General features: G+C 63.5%; 13 protein-coding genes. 6 read left to right on the top strand and 7 right to left on the bottom strand.

Annotation, left to right across the window (positions count from 1 at the left end; genetic code table 11):
- Positions 1-5: 5 nt before the first annotated feature.
- The gene (gene putA / locus AACZ17_RS04305) at positions 6-3,764 is read right to left on the bottom strand and encodes a bifunctional proline dehydrogenase/L-glutamate gamma-semialdehyde dehydrogenase PutA (RefSeq protein WP_290739633.1); all 3,759 of its coding nucleotides are present in this window, start codon (positions 3,762-3,764) and stop codon (positions 6-8) included.
- 156 nt (positions 3,765-3,920) lie between these two features.
- Here putA and AACZ17_RS04300 point away from each other — a divergent pair, with 156 nt between their 5' ends.
- Complete coding sequence (locus tag AACZ17_RS04300; RefSeq protein WP_290739631.1) at positions 3,921-4,388, top strand: Lrp/AsnC ligand binding domain-containing protein; 468 nt, start codon at positions 3,921-3,923, stop codon at positions 4,386-4,388.
- On the opposite strand, the gene AACZ17_RS04295 is transcribed toward AACZ17_RS04300, so the two are convergent.
- Both AACZ17_RS04295 and pap read right to left on the bottom strand, forming a co-directional pair.
- Positions 4,380-4,871, bottom strand: coding sequence for an asparaginase domain-containing protein (locus AACZ17_RS04295; RefSeq protein ID WP_290739629.1), 492 nt, complete (start codon positions 4,869-4,871; stop codon positions 4,380-4,382). The genes AACZ17_RS04300 and AACZ17_RS04295 overlap by 9 nt on opposite strands.
- A gap of 53 nt (positions 4,872-4,924) precedes the next feature.
- Complete coding sequence (pap, locus tag AACZ17_RS04290; RefSeq protein ID WP_290739627.1) at positions 4,925-6,421, bottom strand: polyphosphate:AMP phosphotransferase; 1,497 nt, start codon at positions 6,419-6,421, stop codon at positions 4,925-4,927.
- Between the two features lie 77 nt (positions 6,422-6,498).
- Here pap and AACZ17_RS04285 point away from each other — a divergent pair, with 77 nt between their 5' ends.
- The 3 genes from AACZ17_RS04285 to AACZ17_RS04275 are packed head-to-tail and all read left to right on the top strand — an operon-like array spanning position 6,499 to position 12,577.
- Positions 6,499-7,128 carry a methyltransferase domain-containing protein gene (locus tag AACZ17_RS04285; protein WP_290739624.1) on the top strand — a complete coding sequence of 210 codons (630 nt, stop codon included), beginning with the start codon at positions 6,499-6,501 and terminating at the stop codon, positions 7,126-7,128.
- A 17-nt stretch (positions 7,129-7,145) separates the two neighbouring features.
- On the top strand, positions 7,146-8,897 hold the full coding sequence (locus AACZ17_RS04280) for an autotransporter assembly complex family protein (RefSeq protein WP_290739621.1): 1,752 nt from the start codon (positions 7,146-7,148) through the stop codon (positions 8,895-8,897).
- Positions 8,894-12,577, top strand: coding sequence for a translocation/assembly module TamB domain-containing protein (locus AACZ17_RS04275; protein WP_290739618.1), 3,684 nt, complete (start codon positions 8,894-8,896; stop codon positions 12,575-12,577). Before AACZ17_RS04280 ends, AACZ17_RS04275 begins: the two co-directional genes overlap by 4 nt.
- Positions 12,578-12,580: 3 nt before the next feature.
- Here AACZ17_RS04275 and AACZ17_RS04270 read toward each other — a convergent pair whose 3' ends face one another.
- On the bottom strand, positions 12,581-13,219 hold the full coding sequence (locus AACZ17_RS04270; RefSeq protein ID WP_290739615.1) for an OmpA family protein: 639 nt from the start codon (positions 13,217-13,219) through the stop codon (positions 12,581-12,583).
- A gap of 110 nt (positions 13,220-13,329) precedes the next feature.
- Here AACZ17_RS04270 and AACZ17_RS04265 point away from each other — a divergent pair, with 110 nt between their 5' ends.
- A complete protein-coding gene (locus AACZ17_RS04265; protein ID WP_290739612.1) occupies positions 13,330-14,394 on the top strand; it encodes a metal-dependent hydrolase in 1,065 nt (354 codons plus the stop codon).
- Here the strand turns inward: AACZ17_RS04265 and AACZ17_RS04260 are convergent.
- The 3 genes from AACZ17_RS04260 to AACZ17_RS04250 all read right to left on the bottom strand — a co-directional run bounded on the left by AACZ17_RS04260 (position 14,362) and on the right by AACZ17_RS04250 (position 19,144).
- A complete protein-coding gene (locus tag AACZ17_RS04260) occupies positions 14,362-15,540 on the bottom strand; it encodes an alanine--glyoxylate aminotransferase family protein (protein ID WP_290739609.1) in 1,179 nt (392 codons plus the stop codon). The genes AACZ17_RS04265 and AACZ17_RS04260 overlap by 33 nt on opposite strands.
- Before the next feature lie 17 nt (positions 15,541-15,557).
- On the bottom strand, positions 15,558-18,173 hold the full coding sequence (gene ppdK, locus AACZ17_RS04255; protein ID WP_290739606.1) for a pyruvate, phosphate dikinase: 2,616 nt from the start codon (positions 18,171-18,173) through the stop codon (positions 15,558-15,560).
- Positions 18,174-18,256: 83 nt separating this feature from the next.
- The gene (locus tag AACZ17_RS04250) at positions 18,257-19,144 is read right to left on the bottom strand and encodes an LLM class flavin-dependent oxidoreductase (protein ID WP_290739604.1); all 888 of its coding nucleotides are present in this window, start codon (positions 19,142-19,144) and stop codon (positions 18,257-18,259) included.
- A 215-nt stretch (positions 19,145-19,359) separates the two neighbouring features.
- Here AACZ17_RS04250 and AACZ17_RS04245 point away from each other — a divergent pair, with 215 nt between their 5' ends.
- The gene (locus AACZ17_RS04245; protein WP_290739601.1) at positions 19,360-20,388 is read left to right on the top strand and encodes a TIGR03617 family F420-dependent LLM class oxidoreductase; all 1,029 of its coding nucleotides are present in this window, start codon (positions 19,360-19,362) and stop codon (positions 20,386-20,388) included.
- Positions 20,389-20,392 lie beyond the last annotated feature (4 nt).

Below are 20,392 nucleotides of genomic sequence, written 5' to 3'. Positions count from 1 at the left end.
GCGTCCTAGTTGGCCATGGTCATCAAGGACGCATTGCCGCCCGCGGCCGTCGTGTCGATACTCACCGACTTCTCCCACAGGGTCTGCCTGAGCAGCGTTTCCGGTGCCACACAGCTGATCAAGGCCATTATCGGGCCCTCCCGCGTTGCGGCGGCCTGCGCCACCGCGCGCAGGTAGCGACTGCGCGCATGCACCATCGCACCCTGCAATGCGGGTTGCTGCAGCAGTGCTACCGCGTTGTCCAGCGGCTGCATGGGGAGCAGAGAGGAGGGCAGGCCGGCGGCAGTCAGGCTGCTCGCCAGGGTCTGCCATGTTTCCAACAGCGCTGGCGCAGCCACCCCAATCACACTGTTGCCCGTGGCCAGGGCAGAAATCATGGCCATCAGATACTCGCCCTGATGCGCCGGGTTGTCGAGCAGCAACAGCAGCGGCCCGCGGGGCTCATGCAGCAGCTGATTCGATTCTCCGGTGGGCCCGGGTAGCTGCACGGGCGCGGCAAGCAGCTGGCTCGCAGCACGGAGTTGATCTCGAGCGGCACCCAGTGTTTCTTCGAGAATGGCCGGGTTGTCCTCTGGGCCGCTGGCGTAGGACGCCAGGAAACGGCGCAGGACAGATACCCGCTCACTGACGCTGCAGCGCGCCCAGCGCGTGCCTCCATCCTGCGCCGCGCGCAGTACCTCTGCCGCCGACGTGCAGTCGCCTGCGGCATCCGGAAGCGGTTTCTGCCCCGCGGCGTTTTCGGCTTCTTCACCGGTGGTGACCAAACGCGACAGGTACTGCGGTCCTCCAGCTTTTGGCCCGGTGCCGGACAGGCCGCGTCCGCCGAAGGGTTGCACCCCGACGATGGCACCGATCATGTTGCGGTTGACGTAGACATTGCCCGCCTGTACGCGGTCGGCCGCCCGCTGACAGGCTTCCTCGATACGGCTGTGGATGCCAAAGGTCAACCCGAAGCCGGTTGCATTGATTTGCGCCAGCACGTCGTCAAACGCTTCTGCGCGGTAGCGGATCACGTGTACGATCGGGCCGAAGACCTCACGTTCGAGCAGCGACAGGTTACTGATCTCGTACAGGTGGGGCGCGAAAAATGTGCCGGGCAGTTCCGTTGGCAGCTCGGACGCGTAGAGCAGGCGCCCGGTCGCCTCGAGATAGCGCACGTGATCCACCAGCGACTGCCGCGCACGTTCGTCGATGACCGGCCCGATATCCGTCGACAGCGCGGCTGGATCGCCGATGCGCAGCTCGCGCATTGCGCCGATAATCATCTCGATTACCTTGTCTGCAATATCTTCCTGCAGGAACAGTACCCGCAGGGCAGAGCAGCGCTGCCCGGCGCTCTGGAAGCCCGAGGTCACGACATCGCGGACGACCTGCTCGGGCAGTGCGGTGGAATCGACAATCATGCAGTTCTGGCCGCCGGTTTCCGCGATCAGCGGTACCGGTGCATCCTCTCGCTGCGCCAACGTGCGCGCAAGCCAGCTACCCGTCGCCGTGGAGCCGGTGAACATCACGGCTTTCACACGCGGGTCGGGCACCAGTTGCTCGCCCACGCTGCGACCTTCCGCAACCAGCAGCGCCACCGCATCCGGCGGAAAACCGCAGTCAGCCATCAATTCAACGGTACGCTTGGCGATCAGGCTGGTTTGCTCTGCCGGTTTGGCCACCACGGTGTTACCTGCCGCCAGCGCGGCACTGACCTGGCCGAGAAGAATGGCCAGCGGGAAATTCCATGGACTGATACACAGCACAACGCCGCGTGCCCGCAGGCCGCGCTCCGCAAATCCCGCCCGCGCAGCGCCTGTGGCGTAGTAGCGGAGGAAATCCACCGCCTCCCGAACTTCCGCCACGCCATCGCGCAGCGTCTTGCCGGCCTCTTTGCAGCACAATGCGATGAACTCGTCACGGTGTGTTTCCAGCGCATCCGCCAGGCGCAGCAGGCAGTCTGCCCGTTGCTCAACCGGCAGTGCGGACCAGTGCGCGAAGGCGCCGTCAGCCTTCGCCAGCGCCGTCTCGATGCCCTCGCTATCCGCCAGCCTGATATGCCCGACGATTTCTTCATGCCGCGCGGGATTGCGCACCTCGCAAAGGCCGACATCTGTCTCGCCCATCGGCAGTGACGCCTCCCAGCTGCGCATGGCGCGGCGCATTGCCTCAAGGGTTGGACGGTGCTGCAGGTCCACGCCCTCTGCGTTGCGTCGCTCCTGGCCATACAGTGCAGGTGGCAACGGAATCAGCGGGTTGCGTTTTTCAGCCCAGCTCTGGGCCGCCTCAACCGGGTCCTCAAGCAGGGTTTCAACGGGAATCGCCTCATCCACAATGTTGTTCACGAAAGAACTGTTGGCGCCGTTTTCCAGCAGCCGTCGCACCAGATAGGCGAGCAGATCGGCGTGCACCCCCACCGGCGCGTAAACCCGGCAGGGGACCTGCTCGGTGCTTACAATCTGGTCGTAGAGTGTCTCTCCCATGCCGTGCAGGCGCTGGAACTCGTAGCCGTTGCGATCACCGTCCATCTCGAGAATCGTTGCCGCGGTGTAGGCATTGTGCGTGGCGAACTGGGGGTAAAGGCTGTCGCGGTAGGCGAGCAGGCGAGCCGCGCAGGCCTGGTAGGACACATCGGTAGCCGCCTTGCGGGTGAATACCGGGTAGTCATCCAGCCCTTCCACCTGCGCCAGCTTGATCTCGGTGTCCCAGTAGGCGCCCTTGACCAGGCGTACCATGAGGCGCCGCTGGCAGCGCAGAGACAGCGCTCGCAGCCACTCAATCACCAGCAGGCTGCGTTTCTGGTACGCCTGCACGGCCACGCCAAAGCCCTGCCAGTCACCCAGGTCCGGGTCACTGGCAACGGCTTCGATCACGTCCAGCGACAGCATCAGGCGGTCGGCTTCCTCGGCGTCAACGGTAAAACCGATATCAAAAGCTTTTGCCGCGAGCGCCAGGGACTTCAACCGTGGTACCAGTTCGTCCATGACCCGTTGGCGTTGTGCGAACTCATACCGCGGATGAATCGCGGAGAGTTTCACCGAGATGCCGGGGCCGGATTCGGGACCACGTGCGTGTGCGGCCCGGCCAATCGCCTCAATTGCGTTGTAGTAGCTGTCGAAATAGCGCTGCGCGTCCGCGGCTGTGCGAGCGGCCTCTCCGAGCATATCGTAGGAGTAGCGGTATCCTTTGCTTTCAGCGTCTTTGGCCCGGTGCAGTGCTTTCTCAATGGTCGTTCCCATCACGAACTGGGTGCCCATGATCTGCATCGCATAGCGCACGGAGGCGCGGATCACCGGCTCGCCCAGGCGTCCCATGGTTTTCTTCAGCAGGCCGAACTGGCGCGGGTTGTCCTCGTCATTGTAATTGACCACTTTGCCGGTGAGCAGAAGGCCCCAGGCCGAGGCGTTGACGAACAGCGATTCACTGTTACCGAGGTGCGAGCTCCAGTCCCCATCAGCAAGTTTGTCGCGTATCAGTCGATCCATGGTCAATTGGTCCGGGACGCGCAGCAGTGCCTCGGCGAGACACATCAGCACCACGCCTTCTTCGGTGGACAGTGCAAATTCCTGCAACAGTGCATCAACACCGCCCTTACCATGCTGTGCCTGGCGGATGTTCAGGACCAGCACCCGGGCCCGCTCCCAGGCCCGGCTACGGGCGGCCTGACTCAGGGTGGCAGCGGGCAGTAGCTGCGCCAACACGCTCGCCTCACTGTCGCGGTAGCTTTTCTCCATGGCCATGCGCAGCGGATCGGTCGGGTCAAGGTGGCAGTCGTGCAGCATGTCGTGAGGCTCCGGATAGCGTTCAGAGCGTAAATTGTAGTCATCGGGGTGCAGAATGAGCTGTTTATTTTGGCGTGGCCCTTGAATAATATTCTGTAACGGAGTCTATTCTCAGTAGATTGTTCTGCATTGTCAGGAAGCTGGAGTCGTAGCGCTATGGGACTTACCCTGGATAAGACTGATCTGCTCATTCTCTCCCTGCTACAGGGCGAGGGCCGCATGTCGAATGTGGATCTGGCGCGGCGCGTCAATCTGAGCGCCAGCCCCTGTCTGGAGCGCGTGCGCCGGCTCGAGGCGGCAGGGCTGATTGCGGGCTACAGCGCGCGCCTTAACGCGTCCGCGCTGGGTTACGGCACCAGCGCGTTCATCCAGGTGACCCTGGATCGCACCACGGCGGAGGTGTTTGACCGTTTTCGGGATGCGGTCATCACCATTCCGGAAGTGGCCGAGTGTCATATGGTGGCTGGCGGATTCGATTATCTGCTCAAACTGAGGCTCACCGGTATGGATGCGTACCGCGCCGTACTGACCCGCATCGTCGACCTGCCCGGCGTAGCGCAGACCCACACCTATGTCGTTATCGAGGCCATAAAGCAGGACACCGGGCTGCCGCTGTCACGCTGAGTGAAGTGCCTCGAAGCGGTTGGCTGCGGTGTTCTTGACCACCTTGTCGGCATCAAAGACCTCGCCATTCATGGCGATGTAGACGCCCGGCGGTTTGCTCTGCAGGGCGCCGATTGCACAGCCGATATTGAAGATGGCATCGGACTGGGCGAAGGCGGCCGGCTGCAGGGCGCCGGTCAGCACGATGCATTTGCCCGGGATATCCTGCAGGGCCCGCGCCGTGGCGACCATGCCATCGGTGCCGTGGGTAATCAGGACCCAGCGCTCCTCACACTGCATCGCTGCGCGACGGATCAGCGCCCGGTCCGCGTCGGTCATATCGAGGCTGTCCTTGCGCATGGCCGATTCCACACTGTAGGCAAACTGCACACCCATGCGTTGCAGCAACTCCCCAATGACCGGTGCTCCGACCTGGTAGTCGCTCTTGGCATCGAAATAGATTTTATCGATGGTGCCGCCGGTGGTAATGATATGCAGTTTCATGAGCCTGGGCCCCGTTGGCTGTGCGCGGGCGGGCAGTATAGCGCCGGCGTGGGTTACTGGGTACCGAGCGCGGTCTCCAGAGCGTCACAGAGAGTCTGCAGAATGTGGACCCGGGCGTAGCGTTTATCGTTGGCTGCCACCACTGTCCAGGGCGCCGTCGCCGTGGATGTCAGCTGCAGCATGTCCAGGACGGCCTGCTCATAGTCGCTCCAGCGTGCGCGGTTGCGCCAGTCATCCGCGGTAATCTTGTGCTGTTTATGCGGTGTGTGTTCGCGCTCCCGGAACCGTTTCAGCTGTTCCTCCGGGGAAATATGCAGCCAGAACTTTACAACGATGCTGCCATGCTCTGCCAGTTGCGATTCGAAGTCATTGATTTCGGCGTAGGCCCGCTGCCAGGCATGCAGGTGGGCGAAGCCCTCCACGCGTTCGACCAGCACTCGTCCATACCATGAACGATCAAAGAGCATGATGCGTCCGCGCCGCTCCAGACTGCGCCAGTAGCGCCACAGGTAATGGTGTGCGCGCTCTTCATCCGACGGCGCACTGCTCTGGATAACGCGATACAGACGGGGATCCACAGGCGCGGTGACGCGGCGTATGGCCGAGCCTTTGCCAGCGGCGTCCCAGCCCTCAAAAACGGCAATCAGCGAGCGTCCGGCATCGTGCGCCTGCCACGCGAGTTTCTGCAGCCGCTGTTGCTGCTCGCGCAACAGGGCGCGGTATTCCTGTTTGCCCAACTGCAGGTTGCGAGGCAATGTCGCCAGTGCCTGTGATGGTGCGGCGCGCCCGCCATCCGCGCTGCGCGCCGCTGCCGTCTCCCCAATGCCGGGGGCGCTTCGTGCAACGTGCGCGTTCATCATCTGCAGGAGGGTCTCTCCGGCAATCAGGTTGCGTTCGTGGGGGTCATCGGCGTCCACTGTCTGCCAGCGCGCCTCGGGCCCGTCACTGCCCTGCAGCACGGTCTTTGCCGCCCGCTGCGCCGCCGCGTAATCCTCCGCCCAGGCCCTGGCGGATGCGGGCAGGTGGCGCAGGCGCAGACTATCTTCGGTAAGGCGCCGTTGCTGCGTGGCGCGCTCGACCTGCAGCCACACTTTCACCAGAAGCACACCCTCGTCGCGCAACATGCGCTCGAACTGCCGGATCCGCTTCAGCTGCTGGTCGTAATGACCTGGCTCCAGCCTGCCAGACGCGCCGTCGTAGAGAAGCTGGGTGTACCATGAGCCCAGAAATATCGTCATGCGCCCCCTGGGTGGCATATGTCGCCAGAAGCGCCAGTAATAAGGGCGATCCTCTTCCTCATCCGAGTGCTTCCACTGGGCACTGGTGGTGACGAATCGCGGATCCAGCCACTCATTCAGCTGATGCACCAGCTCGCTTTTGCCGGCACCGGGCAGGCCGCCCAGCACGATAATGACGGGGTAGTCGCGCGTCGCGAGGTCGCGCTGTGCCTGCAACAAAGCGTGTTTGAGGGCTTTCTCGCGCGCCTTCATTCGGGCGCCCGCTGCGCTGGTCTGTGTGTCCTGTTGCTCACGGGGGCTCCTGTCTGTCAACGGGATTCTTTGTGTGCGCGATAGGCTACCGCCTCTTGCGCCGGTATAATCATACGCAATTCAGGGAGAGTAACAGCATGGGTTTTTACGAACGGAGGATACTGCCTCACGTCATCAACTGCGCCTGCGGTAGCAAGCCGATCATGCGCCAGCGTGAAAAGGTGGTGCCGCAGGCGCGGGGTGAGGTGCTGGAAATCGGTATCGGCACCGGGCTTAACCTGCCGCTGTATGATCCGGCGAAAGTGACCCGGCTGATTGGCCTCGATCCGTCGGAAAAATCCTGGGAGCTCGCGGGCAAGCGCGCCCAGGCTCTGTCCTTCCCCGTTGAGTTTGTGGGTTTGCCGGGTGAGGCCATTCCGCTGGCGGACGACAGTGTCGATACGGTGGTGGTGACCTTTGCCCTGTGTACCATTCCCGACCCCATTGCGGCGCTCCGTGGCATGGCGCGGGTGCTGAAGCCGGGTGGCGAGCTGCTGTTCTGCGAGCACGGTCTTGCGCCAGACGACGGGGTGCAGCGCTGGCAGCACCGGATCAACGGTGTCTGGGCATCCGTCTGTGGCGGCTGCAACCTCAATCGTGATATCCCCGAGCTGCTGGCCTCGGGTGGGTTCCAGGTCGATGAGCTGCAGACAATGTATCTGCCGAATACGCCGCGCATTGCCGGCTACAATTACTGGGGTCGTGCCCAACGCATCGACCGGGCCTGATCAGGTAAACCGTCGCCGTGTTGCGGGTTTTTCGCCTCTGGTTTTTCGTCTGCTGTCTGTTGTCGGGGCCGGCGCTCGCCGCCGACGCGCTGCTGGAATACCGCCTCGAGGGATTGGACAAAGCGCAGCGCGCCAATGTGGAGGCCTGGTTGGGCGCGGCGCCGGAGAGCGAGGCGGCGCGCAGCAATTTCCTGTCGTCCGCGCGCGAACGGGTCGCTGACAGCCTGAAGGCGCTGGGTTACTACCGCGCGGACATCGACCTCTCTGTAGACCGGTCCCGCAATCCCTGGCAGCTGCTGGTCTCAGTCACTCCCGGTCCGCCCGTCACGATCGCAGAGCTGGATATCCAGGTCACCGGGGCCGCACAGGGCGATCCCGCATTTCAGCGCCTGCTGGCGTCGCCCGGCATTGCACTGGGGGATACCCTGCACCACGGCCAGTACGAGACCCTGCGTAACGCCCTGTTGCAGCTGGGACAGCGTCGGGGCTACTTTGATGCCCGCCTGCTGCAGCGCTCTGTGGAAGTGGAGCCGGCCGCGAATACGGCGCGCGTGCACCTGCATTATGCCAGCGGCGATCGTTATCTGGTGGGTGAGTTGCGCTACGCCGAGGACATCGTCTCGCCGACCCTGCTCAAATCCCTGAGAAGTTTCAGCTCCGGTGAGCCCTACGATGTGGCCAGGCTGCAGACCCTGCAGGCGGAGTTGCAACGCACAGGTTATTTTTCCGGTGTTACCCTGCGGCCGCTGCTCGACGAGCGGGCAGCGGGGCGTGTGCCCGTGCGCCTGGAACTGTTTCCCGCCAAGCGCCACACCATTGAGGTCGGTATCGGTTTCAGTACCGACACCGAGGAGCGCGTCTCCGCGACGTGGACGACGCCGCGCGTGAACCGCTTCGGGCACAGCCAGGAAACCCGCTTCGAGTACTCCCGCATCAACCCCAGCGGGCAGTTCATCTACAACATTCCGCTGACCCACCCGCTGGATGACGTCCTGCAACTTTCGCTGCGGGTAGAGCAGAACGAGTACGGTGATCTCGACAGTAACCAGAATGAAGCGCAGGTCCGGCGCGAACGCCGCTATGGCAACTGGGTACTGAGTTACCACCTGCGTTTGCTGAACGAACGCTGGGACGCCGCGACGGTAACCGGCGACGAAGACTACGTGTTGCCCGGTTTCACCGTGTCCCACAAGACCCGCCAGGGGTCACCGGTAAACCCGGACCGCGGGTTCAGCCAGTTCTACGAAGTCGAGGCAACCTCAAGCCAGCTCGGCTCGAGTATCGACATGACCCGTCTCTATGCCAACTGGGTCTATGTCATGCCGCTGGGCGACCGTGGCCGGGTTGTCAGTCGCGCCGAGGCCGGCGCGGCATTGATCGGAGAGGGGCAGCGCGATGACCTGGCACCGTCCCTGAGCTTTTTTGCCGGTGGATCGCAGAGCCTGCGTGGGTACGGCTACCAGTCAATCGGCAACACGGTGCCCGTGACGCTGCGTGATGGGGAGGCCGTGGATTATGTGCTGGGTGCGGACCGGCTGGCGCTCGCCAGTATCGAGTACCAGTACAGGTTTCTACCTGACTGGCGTGCGGCCGTGTTTGTCGACGGCGGCGACGCCTTTGATGAGGGCGAGTTTGACGCCGTCGTGGGTGCCGGGTTCGGCCTGCACTACCTGACGCCTGTCGGTGCTGTGAAGCTGGAGATCGCCAACAGCGTGAGTGAGGATAATCCCGATTGGCGCATACACATCAACATCGGGGCCGAGTTTTGAGCAGGCTGGCGGGCGTTCTGAGCGCGGCGGTGCTGGTCGCTGCCATCGGGCTTGTGCTGTTGCCTTTCAGTGCTGCCGGCACGCGGCTTCTGTTCATTCTGCTGCCATCTACAGCGCCCGTGCAGGTTATCTACGCCGGGGGCAGCCTCGGCGGGGAACTGCAGTTGGAAAAGCTGCGTGTGTCGCTGGATGGCCTCGAGGTGGAACTCACTGGCGTGCACAGCCGACTGCGCCCGGCCTGTCTGTGGCAGAGCCTGTTCTGCTTTGCTGCTCTGGAGATCGAGCAGCTTGAGGTCAATCTGCCGCCGGACGATGACACCGAACCGCAGACGGCAGAGGCGGGGCCCATCGAAATGCTTGCGTTGCCGCTTCGGCTGCGCGCACCCGGCGTGCGTATCGGGCGAACGGAGGTCCGTTGGCCCGGGGGCGTGTGGCGACAGGGCGCCAGTCAACTGGATATCGAGCTGAAGCCGGAGGGTGTGTTTCTTGGCAACGTCGTCCTGCGCGACGCACAGCTTGCGCTGGAGGCGGCGGAGTCTTCGGCACCGTCGCCCATCGTTTTGCCCTCGCTGGCACTGCCACTGACATTGGCAATCGATGACGTGCTGCTGCAGCGCCCGAGCGTGCGTCAGGGTGAGCGGCTCGAAGCATTCGACGCCATCCGCGGTGCACTGCGCTGGCGTGGGGAGCGTCTTGAGATTGCGTCGCTGCAGCTGTCGCAGCAGAGCCGGGGTCGGTTGCAAGCGAGCGGACAGGTCGTCATGTCGGGGGACTGGCCGTTGCAGCTGGATATTCGGGCCGACCTGGACATGCCCTCTCTGCCGATGGAGCTGGGTGCGCGCAGGTTGGCGCTAGCCCTGTCGGGGTCGACGCGCGCGCTGCAGCTGGAACTGCTCTCGCCTGGGGAGCCACAGCTTCAGCTGACAGGTGACGTGGACCTGCTTGCACCGACGCTGCCTTTCAATGCCTCGTTACGGCTCACCGGGAATCAGCCGTTGCCGCTGGCAGGTTTGCCTGGCATAACCGGCCTGCCGCCGGGGCTGGTCGATGCGGCCATCCTCTGGCCTCTGCAGGCGACGGCGCAAGGCGATCTCGACGGGCAGGATCTGACGCTGACGGCACGGGTACAGGATCTCGCTTATGCCATGATGAGTCTGGAGCTTTCTGCGCGCCATGCCCCGGGTCTGGTGCAGGTGCACAGTTTTCTGCTTGATGCCGCCGAGGCGGGCAGCCTGTCCGTCGAGGGCAGCGTGAGCTACGCAGAGGCCATCGCCTGGGAGGCCGCGGTACACAGCCGGGGTTTGCAGATGCCTGAGCTCAGCGAGTATCTGTTCGGCCAGGTAGCGGGCTCGCTTTCGACGCGCGGTCGCCTTGCAGATGACGACTGGCAGGTGGAGCTGCAGGAGGTTGACCTGGTGGGTGACGTCAACGGTCTGCCGGCGATGATCAAGGGCGGACTGCAGCTCGACTCCAGCGAACTGATCCGCAGCGGTGCCCTGCGCGCACAGGTGAACGGCGCGGAAATTGATGTTTCGGCAGGCGCCTCGGGTGCGGCAGGTGCGCGCGCTGAACTGGGCATTGCAGATCTGGGGCGCTGGTCGCGGGGAGCAGGGGGCAGCGTCCTGCTCAACGTCGATTGGGACCGTGCCGACAACCGTCTGGCGCTGCGCGGCAGTGTCGACGGCATACACTGGAACAGCCTGCGGGCGGACCGCGGTGTGCTGGAGGGCACGGTCAGCCTCGCCGATGGCCCCCGGGGCGCGGGTCGCCTGCGACTGGATCAACTGGAACTGGCGGGCGTCAACCTCGACGGGCTCAGTCTCAGTGTCCAGGCTGACCGTGACACCGCAACGCTGGAGCTGAGCAGCGAAGGCGAGATTGCGGGAGCGCTGCAGGCCTCGGCAACCGCCAGCGAGGGCGTGTGGGAGGTCGCTTTACAGCGCACGGAGTTTGCGACGCCGATAGGACCGCTGACCCTTGCCGCTCCCCTGCAGGCGGGCTTTGCCGGGGACAGCGGTACGCTGGGTGCGCACTGTTGGCAGCTGCCGGAGACTGAGCTGTGTTTTTCCGAACTACAGCTTGGCGCCGCGGGCGGCGTCACGGGCCGGCTGACGGGCGACCTCGCGTTGTTTGCCGCACTGCTGCCACAGCAGATTGAAGCCCGCGGCCCTCTGGAGGCGGATATTGCGCTGTCCTGGGGGGGCGATTCGCCCCTGCGCGCGCAGGCGCAACTGTCCAGCCCCGGCGGCTCGGTAACCCAGTTTTATCCGGAAGGGGAGTCGGCCACATTTAGCTGGGACGTCCTGCAGGCAACACTGCGGCAGGATGATCGTGGGCTCGCCCTGCAGGCGGGATTGCTGCAGGCCGACCGCCAGCGTCTGGCACTCAGCGTGCAGCTGCCCCCTGATCGCGCCGGGCTGCTGCAGGGTGAAGTGGCAATCGACGCACTGCAGGTAGGTGCCTTGCGGCCATTCCTGCCGCAACTGGAGCGCCTCGAGGGGACCCTGAACGGGCAGGTGATGCTCTCCGGGTCTGTGCAGGAACCGCTTGCAGACGGCATCCTGCGCTGGACCGACGGGGTGGTACGGCTGGAGCTGAATCCCACAGAGCTTGACGCTGTCGAGTTGCAGATTGCCCTGCAGGGATCGCGGGCGGACCTGCGTGGCGTTGCCCTGCTGGGTGGGGGGCAGCTTGAACTGACCGGCGATGCACAGTTGGGCGAAGAACCCGCCTTACGCCTCAACATCAAAGGCGACAACAACCGCCTGCTGTATCCGCCCAGTACGCAGGTGGAGGTGTCTCCCGACCTGCAACTGGCGATGACTTCCTCGGGGATACAGGCCCGGGGTGAGGTGTTGGTGCATGAGGGTCTGCTGGCCTACGAGGAACTGCCTCCGGGCAGCGTAACGCTCTCGGATGACGTGGTTGAGGTCGATTTCACCGGGAAACCGCTGGAAGCGCACAACCCGCTGCGCCTGGACGCCGACCTGAGACTGCGCATCGACGACCGTTTCCGGATACGCGGCAAGGATCTGAACATCACGGTGGGAGGGGATCTCAGTCTGCGCCAGGCGCCTGAGAGGCCGCTGCAGCTGTTTGGTAACCTGAATATTCTCGGTGGTGAGTTGCGCGCCTATGGCCAGAGACTGCTGGTACGCCAGGGGCGAATTGCCTTCAGCGGGGTGCCGGAAAACCCTGAGCTCAATCTGCGGGCAGAACGTGAGATACCGGCGGAGGACGTGCGCGCTGGAGTCACGGTCACCGGCACTCTGGAACAGCCGGAGTTGACGGTGTACGCGGAGCCGACGATGTCGCAGACCGAGGCCTTGTCCTACCTGCTGCGCGGTCGGGGGCTGGACTCCGGGGCGGGCGCGGACGGCACGGCAATGGCCCTGTCGCTGGGTACCAGCCTGATGAATCGCAGTGCGCTGGTGGAAGAGCTGAACAAGGTGCCGGGCTTGCGCAATGTAGAATTTGGCACCGACGGTTCAGAGGACGACACAGCCGCCACAGTGAGTGGCTACATTGGTGAGCGGATCTATCTGTCCTACGGGGTGGGGCTGTACGAGCCCATCAACGTGCTCACGGCGCGCCTGTATCTGCAGGCGCGCCTGTGGCTGGAGGTGGTCAGTCGCCTTGAGAGCTCCGTAGACCTGTATTACAGCTTTGATATCAACTGAGCGTCAGACCTTGGGCAGGATGGTCAGTTCCACGCGCCGGTTCTGGCTGCGCCCCTGCTCGGTGGTATTGTCGGCCACGGGCTGGTCAAGGCCCATGCCCTGCACCAACATGCGCGAGCGATCGACGGAGCGGGTGACAAGGTAGTCGGCAACGCTGCCGGCACGGCGCTCCGACAGTGTCTGGTTCATGGCGCGGCCGCCGGTGTTGTCAGTGTGGCCGGTGACGCGCAGGGTGGTGTCGGCGTACTTGGAGAGCACTTCACCCACCGAGTTCAGTGTCGGGTAGAAACCTTCACGCAGGTTGTAAGAGCCTGTTTCAAACGTGATATTCCCTGGCATGATCAGGCGGATATTGTCCCCCTCCCGTGCAACCTGCACACCGGTGCCCTGCAACTGCTCGCGTAACTTGGCTTCCTGCACATCCATGTAGGCGCCGACGCCAGCACCCACTATGCCACAGCCCAGGGCGGCATTGCGTGCATGCTTGCCGGAGTCAATGGCACCCACCAGTGCACAGACTGCGGCAGCGCCGGCCCCGTAGGTCGCCGCCTTGCTGGCCTGTTGCTGACCTGTGTAAGGGTTGGTGGTGCAGGCGCTCAGCAGCAGGCTGGTGGTGATTGCGGTAACAAAATTCAGGCGCATGGGGTAATCTCCTCGTCCATTTGCGGAAGTGCAGCGTAAACACGCTTGCTGGGACCTGCAAGCGGTGGAAAAGTTGCAGCACCAGGGCCGCAGTGATAGAGAGGAGCAAGATGGATCCCTTGACCCAGGGCGCACTTGGCGCAGCATTTCCCCAGGCGGTGGCCCGGCGGCGGCAGGTTGTCAGTGCCGGACTGCTGGGTTTCCTCTCCGGCATGGCGCCCGACCTCGACGTGCTGATTCGCTCCAGCGAGGATCCGCTGCTGTTCCTCGAGTACCACCGGCAGTTTACCCACTCGCTGTTTTTCGTGCCTTTCGGCGGGCTCATCTGCGCGCTGGTGCTGCACGGCCTGATTGGTCGGCGCGGCGGGCTACTGCCCTGGCAAACCTACCTCTTCTGTGTGCTGGGCTATGCGACCCACGGTCTGCTCGATGCCTGTACCACCTACGGCACCCTGTTGCTGTGGCCCTTCAGTGACCAGCGTTTTGCCTGGAATACAATCTCCATTATCGACCCGCTGTTCACACTGCCCGTACTCGCGCTGGTCGTCTGGGCAGCCCTGCGGCGCCGGCCTGCACTGGCGCGCGCGGCCCTGGTCTGGGTCCTCGTGTATCAGGGGTTGGGGGTGTGGCAGCGGGAGCAGGCAGAGCTACACGGTTGGGCGCTGGCCCGGGAGCGGGGCCACGAGCCCCTGCGACTCGAGGCCAAGCCGAGCTTTGCCAATATCCTCGTCTGGAAGATTGTTTACGAAACCGACACGCACTTTCATGTCGATGCGGTGCGCACCTGGCCCTCCGTGGTCGACTATCCCGGTGGCAGCATCCCGCGACTGGATGTCGCGCGCGATCTTCCGTGGTTGCAGGGTGAAAGCCAGCAGCGACTGGATGTCGAACGCTTTCGCTGGTTCAGCAACGGCTATGTGGCGCTGGATCCCGACGTGCCGGGGCGGATTATCGACGTGCGCTATTCCATGTTGCCGAACGAGATCAACTCGCTGTGGAGCATCCAGCTGCGTCCGCAGGCCGGCCCGGACGACCACGTGAGCTACGCGATGCATCGTAGCGGAGGTCGCGAGCAGGCCGGTGTGTTGTGGCGCATGCTGCGGGGCGAAAGGGTGCCTGGCAGCACCCCGTCGCGCAGTGCATCAGGCGTTGAGTACGGCGTTGGCGGCGATTAGTGCTGCGTCGGTATCCGTGCTCAACCCCTGTTGTTGCAGCGCGGTGGACAGCGCAGTCAGGCAGAGGATCACGTTGCTGCGGTTACACGCCTGTCCCATCAGGCCGATGCGCCAGGTTTTACCCGCGAGCGCGCCGAGGCCTGCGCCGATCTCCAGATTGAAGTCCTGCAGCAGTGTCTGCCGCAGCCGCGCATCGTCGACGCCTTCCGGAATCCGCACAGCGTTCAATTGGGGGAGGCGGAACTCGGCGGCAACCGCCATGTCCAGCCCCAGCGCGTCGAGTCCCGCTACCAGCGCCTGGTGATGCAGGCGATGCCGCGCATGTGCCGCCTCAAGGCCTTCTTCCTTCAACATCAGCAGAGACTCATGCAAGGCGTACAGCAGGTTGATGGGCGCGGTGTGGTGGTAGGCGCGCTTGCTGCTGCTTCCCCAGTAGCCCATCACCAGTTGCATGTCGAGAAACCAGCTCTGCACTTTGTGGCTGCGATTCTGGATGCGTTCCACAGCGCGCGGGCTGAAGGTGACGGGGGACAGGCCGGGCACACAGGACAGGCACTTCTGGGTGCCGGAATATACGGCGTCTGCACCCCAGGCGTCGACTTGCAGTTCAATGCCGCCGAGGCCGGTGACGCTGTCCACGATGCTGAGGGCTCCATGCTCCCGGGCCAGTGCGCAGAGTGCTGCGACGTCGCTGCGAGCGCCCGTAGAGGTTTCAGCGTGCACAAACGCCAGCAGGGAAGCCTCGGGGTGAGCTGCAAACGCCGCGGCGACCTTGTCGGGGCTCACGGGCTGACCCCAGTCGTCCTCCACCATGACCGCCGTTGCGCCACAACGCTCTACATTTTCCTGCATGCGTCCGCCAAAGACGCCGTTGCGACACACAATCACGGTATCGCCCGGTGAGACGAGGTTGACGAAACAGGCCTCCATACCGGCCGAGCCGGGTGCGGAAATGGGCAGGGTCAGCGCGTTATTCGTCTGGAAAGCGTATTGCAGGAGACCTTTCACGTCGTCCATCAGGCCGACAAACAAGGGGTCCAGGTGACCGATGGTCGGCCGACCGAGGGCGCCAAGCACGCGAGGTGATACGTCGGAGGGGCCGGGGCCCATCAATACGCGGTGTGGAGGGAAAAAACTCTTGTTCATGATCGTGCTGCTCCTGTTCAGCTGCGCCGGCTTTCGGTTTCGCGGCGCACTTTTGCCTGTGCCGCGGCGATGCGCGCAACGGGCACCCGGAACGGGCTGCAGGACACGTAGTCCAGCCCGAGGTCGTGAAAGAACTGGATGGAACGGGGGTCGCCGCCATGTTCTCCACAGATGCCGTACTTGATGCCCGGTTTGCGCGCCCGGCTCTCCTGCACGGCGATTTCCAGAAGCCTGCCCACTGCGCGCTGGTCAAGCGAGACGAAGGGGTCACTCTCCACCAGTTTTTTCTCCAGATACATGGGCAGGAACTTGCCCACATCGTCGCGCGAGAAACCGTAGGTCATCTGGGTGAGGTCGTTGGTGCCGAAACTCATGAACTCCACTTCCGGAGCAAGGCGATCGGCACCGAGTGTCGCGCGCGGTGTTTCCATCATGGTGCCGATCTTGTAGGGCACGGAAACGTGCTTTTCCTTCATCACAGCCTGGATGCCGCGATCGATGATTTCACTGATCAGGCGGATTTCCCGCACGTTCACCACCAGCGGAATCATGATCTCCGGCAACGGCTTCAGGCCTTCCTCAATAGCCCGCACAGCCGCGCTGATGATCGCCTTGACCTGCATTTCCGTAATTTCCGGGTAGACGATCGACAGCCGGCAGCCGCGGAATCCCAGCATGGGATTCACTTCCTTCAGACTCTCGGTCATCTCGCGGATCTTCTCCACGGGCTTGCCGATACGGCCAGCCAGCGCGACCATATCGGCCTCGTCGTGGGGCAGAAACTCGTGCAAGGGCGGGTCCAGCAGGCGCACGGTGACGGGAAGCCCGTCCATGACCCGGAACAGTGCCAGCATGTCCTCTTCCTGGTATTTCAGCAGTTGCTGCAGGTAGCGTTGCCGCTCATCCCTGTTTTCGGCGAGGATCATCCCGCGCATCTGGTCAATGCGTTCGGCATCAAAAAACATGTGCTCTGTGCGGCACAGGCCGATGCCTTCGGCACCGAGCTCGCGGGCCTTGGCGGCATCCTCCGGTGTCTCCGCATTGGCGCGTACCTTGAGTCGCCGGTGCTGGTCAGCCCAGGAGAGCAGGATCTGGAAGTCTTCGCTGCTGCTCGCTTCGGTTTTGGGTACGTCGCCCAGCATCACCTCGCCGGCGGTACCGTCGAGTGTAATGATGTCGCCGCGTCGCATAACGACACCATCAGCCGTCGTGGCGGTGCCCTCGGCATAGTTGATGCTCAGGCTGCCACAGCCGGTGATCGCGCAGACGCCCATACCCCGGGCGACGACGGCGGCGTGGGAGGTCATGCCGCCGAGTTCGGTCAGTATGCCGGCAGCCACCTTCATGCCGTGAATGTCTTCCGGTGTGGTTTCCCGCCTGACCAGAATGACGCTCGCGCCTGTCGCTGCAACCTCCACCGCCTCTTCGGCAGAGAACACCACCCGGCCGGTTGCGCCGCCGGGACTTGCCGGCAGGCCAGTAGCGACAATCTCGGTTTTCTGGGTCGGGTCGACCATCGGGTGCAGAAAGGATTCGACATGTTCAGGTGACACACGCATCAGGGCCTCGCTCTCTGAGATCAGCCCCTCGCGCACCATGTCCACGGCGATTTTCACCGAGGCCCGCCCGGTGCGCTTGCCGCTGCGTGTCTGCAGCATGTATAGCTTGCCTTCCTGTACCGTGAACTCGAGATCCTGCATGTCGCGATAATGCTTCTCCAGCAGAATCTGCGTCCTGAACAGTTCGTCGTAGACCTCGGGTAACCTCTCTTTCAACGCGGCCACCGGCAGCGGCGTACGGATGCCGGCGACAACATCCTCACCGGCAGCGTTGAAGAGAAACTCACCGAAGAAATCGTGGTCGCCGTTGGAGGGATTACGGGTAAAGGCCACGCCGGAGCCGGAGGTGTCACCGAAGTTGCCGAACACCATGGCCTGTACGTTGACCGCCGTCCCCAGCGTTTCGGGAATGTTGTTCATCTCCCGGTAAACGTAGGCACGCGGCGTATGCCAGGACAGGAATACGGCTTCCACAGCCAGCTTCAGCTGCACGAAGGGGTCCTCGGGGAAGTCCACCAGGGTCTTGTAGATGCGAATAATTTCCTGCCAGTCCTCCGCGCTCATGTCCACATCGTCACGTTTGCCGTGGGCGGCCTTGTACTGCTCGATCTCGTGTTCGAACCGGTCGCCATCGGCTTCCAGGACGACATCCGCGAACATCTGGATAAAGCGCCGGTAGCAGTCATAGGCGAAACGCGGATTACCGGTTTTGTTCGCCAGGCCCTCGGCAATTTCGTCGTTGAGACCCAGATTGAGAATGGTGTTCATCATCCCGGGCATGGACACCGGCGCGCCGGAGCGCACCGAGAACAACAGGGGGTTCTCCGGATCTCCAAAACGCGCCCCCATCTTTTTCTCTACCAGGTCGAGGGCGACGCGGTACTCCTGTTCCAGCAGCGGCGGCAGCTTGTTGCCGGCCTCAAAGAACTCTCGGCAGGTTGGCGTGGTGATGATGAAACCATAGGGCACGGGCAGGCCCAGGGAGGTCATTTCACAGAGGTTGGCACCCTTGCCACCGAGCAAGTCCCGGTCGTCCTTGCTGCCTTCGTTGAACAGGTATACGCGCTTGGCCATGGGTCCTCCGGCTGGTTAGTGGAGTTGCTGTCGGAATTCGCGCGCGAGTATAGCGGAAAAAAGGGGGGGCCGCTCCGCGGAGATCAGCCCCGGCGCAGCAGAAGATCCCCGAGCCTGTCGACCTCGCTGAGATCCGCGGTTGCCGGTACCAGGAACAGTTCCTGACAGCCGGCTGCCTCGGCATTGTCCAGCGCTTCCCGCACGGCATCTTCGGAGCTGCGGTGTACCGACTCTGCCATCATGGTGGCGATTTCCGGTCCGGCGATGGCGAGATACTCGTACACGTAGTCATACAGGCGCTGCGGACCGTTATCCGCGAGGGTGCACCAGAACCCGCCGAGCCGGTAAGGCTTGCTGTCCCGTCCGGCGGCTTGCCAGGCCTCGTCGGCCATAGTGAAGGCATTGGCCAGTTCCGCCTGCTCGCCGTTGCCCGACCAGGCATAGAGTCCGTCCGCCCACTGCGCGCAGCGGGCAATGCTTTTGGGGCCCAACGCCCCCGCCAGCAGTTTCGGGCCCCCGGGCTGCGTCGGCACGGGGCCAATGACGCCGGCGCCCGGAACCACCTCCTGCTGGTTCCAGACCTGGCGGAGCGTTTCGACCTGGGTGTCCATGCGGCCATATCGACCTTTGAAAGGGGCCTCCAGCGCGGCATAGTCCTTGTCCCTGCCGCCATAGCCTACACAGACATGCTGCACCCGACCGCCGGAGAGAATATCGAGGCTGGCGACTTCTTTGGCCACCTGCACAGCGCTGTGCATGGGTAGCACGTACAGGGTCGGCGTGATCATGACCTTGCTGGTGCATGCCGCCGCGGCTGCCAGCAGAACGCGCATATCGAACGTTGGCCCGTGCACGCGCTCGCCGCAAGAAACACTGTGAAAGGGACCCTGGTCAACCCGCTGGAACCACTGCAGGTAGTCGTCGCGGGTGAGACCGGCTTTCATATAGGGCAGGCAGATTCCAACTTTCATCTTTGCAGCGTCCTGGTGAGGTGAATCATGATTATGACCCAGACGACGGCAACGGTGCCCGCTCAGCTGTACACGTATGTAAACCAGCGGGGCCGACCCTCCACCGCAGCACCCTGCAGTAGGGCAGCGGCCGTAATCATCGCGGGCATTTCCTGTGACAGAGGGTATATTCTCTGGCCGGAGTCAACGTGGCACAGGCACAACAGGAGTCGCCCATGTCAATAAAAATCGATGGCCCGCTGTATGCCCGGCTGGGTGAGGCTGCCGAGGCGGCGCGGCGGCTGGCAAGCCTGGGCTACGATGGGGTGTATACGCTGGAGGGCAGCAGCGACCCGTTCTTGCCGCTGTTACTCGCGGCAGAGCATGCCCCCGGTATCGACATTGCGACAGGTATCGCGGTTGCCTTCCCGCGCAATCCATTGCACCTGGCATACCAGGCCTGGGACCTGCAGCAGTACAGCCGGGGACATTTTTTGCTGGGTCTCGGTTCGCAGGTCAAGGCGCACATCGAGAAGCGCTTCGGGGTGGAGTTCAGCCCGCCCGCCGCGCGCATGCGCGATTATATCCTCGCCCTGAAGGCCATTTTTGCCTGCTGGCAGGATGGCGTGCCACTGGCGTATCAGGGCCGGTTCTATCGGCACACCCTGATGACACCCATGTTCAATCCCGGACCCAACCCCTATGGCGTGCCACCTGTATTGCTGGGTGCCCTGGGTCCTCGCATGACGGAGGTCGCCGGCGAAGTGGCCGACGGCTTGATTGTGCATCCCTTCAACAACCTGCGTTTCCTGCATGAGCAGGCCCTGCCAGCGGTACAGCGCGGTTTGGCCAGTGCCGGGCGGCGCCGCGAAGCTTTCACCTTGCAGATCAACGCCATCGTCGTCACCGGAGTCACAGACCAGCAGCGAGCCGCTGCGCGCGCCGCCGTGCGGAGTCTGCTCGGCTTCTACGCGTCGACACCCGCCTACCTGCCGCCGATGGCGGCGATGGGGTTCGGGGACTTGCAGCCTGAGCTCAATCGGCTGTCCAAGTCGGGTGACTGGGAGGCACTGGGTGAGCATATTGACGATGACTTCATGGAGGCCTTTGCCGTCACCGCACATCCCGGCGATGTTGCGGCTTCACTGCTCGCGCGCTACGGCGACTGTGCGGACCGGCTCGCAATCTATGCACCCTACGATGCCCCCGATGCGATGTGGCGGGAGATCCTGCAGGACCTGAAGCGCTTGCAGGCGCCGTGCTGACCGC

Origin of the sequence: uncultured Haliea sp. (assembly GCF_963973825.1) — a bacterium.
Taxonomy (GTDB): Bacteria; Pseudomonadota; Gammaproteobacteria; order Pseudomonadales; family Halieaceae; genus Haliea.
The sequence above is the reverse complement of the archived record's forward strand: the minus strand, read 5'-3'. Positions and strand labels throughout refer to the sequence as shown.

Bases quoted from the DNA above. Each gene is read 5' to 3' on its own strand.
- putA (WP_290739633.1), bottom strand. From the start codon at position 3,764: ATGCTGCACGACTGCCACCTTGACCCGACCGATCCGCTGCGCATGGCC.
- AACZ17_RS04300 (WP_290739631.1), top strand. From the start codon at position 3,921: ATGGGACTTACCCTGGATAAGACTGATCTGCTCATTCTCTCCCTGCTA.
- AACZ17_RS04295 (WP_290739629.1), bottom strand. From the start codon at position 4,871: ATGAAACTGCATATCATTACCACCGGCGGCACCATCGATAAAATCTAT.
- AACZ17_RS04285 (WP_290739624.1), top strand. From the start codon at position 6,499: ATGGGTTTTTACGAACGGAGGATACTGCCTCACGTCATCAACTGCGCC.
- AACZ17_RS04270 (WP_290739615.1), bottom strand. From the start codon at position 13,219: ATGCGCCTGAATTTTGTTACCGCAATCACCACCAGCCTGCTGCTGAGC.
- AACZ17_RS04265 (WP_290739612.1), top strand. From the start codon at position 13,330: ATGGATCCCTTGACCCAGGGCGCACTTGGCGCAGCATTTCCCCAGGCG.
- AACZ17_RS04260 (WP_290739609.1), bottom strand. From the start codon at position 15,540: ATGAACAAGAGTTTTTTCCCTCCACACCGCGTATTGATGGGCCCCGGC.
- ppdK (WP_290739606.1), bottom strand. From the start codon at position 18,173: ATGGCCAAGCGCGTATACCTGTTCAACGAAGGCAGCAAGGACGACCGG.
- AACZ17_RS04250 (WP_290739604.1), bottom strand. From the start codon at position 19,144: ATGAAAGTTGGAATCTGCCTGCCCTATATGAAAGCCGGTCTCACCCGC.
- AACZ17_RS04245 (WP_290739601.1), top strand. From the start codon at position 19,360: ATGTCAATAAAAATCGATGGCCCGCTGTATGCCCGGCTGGGTGAGGCT.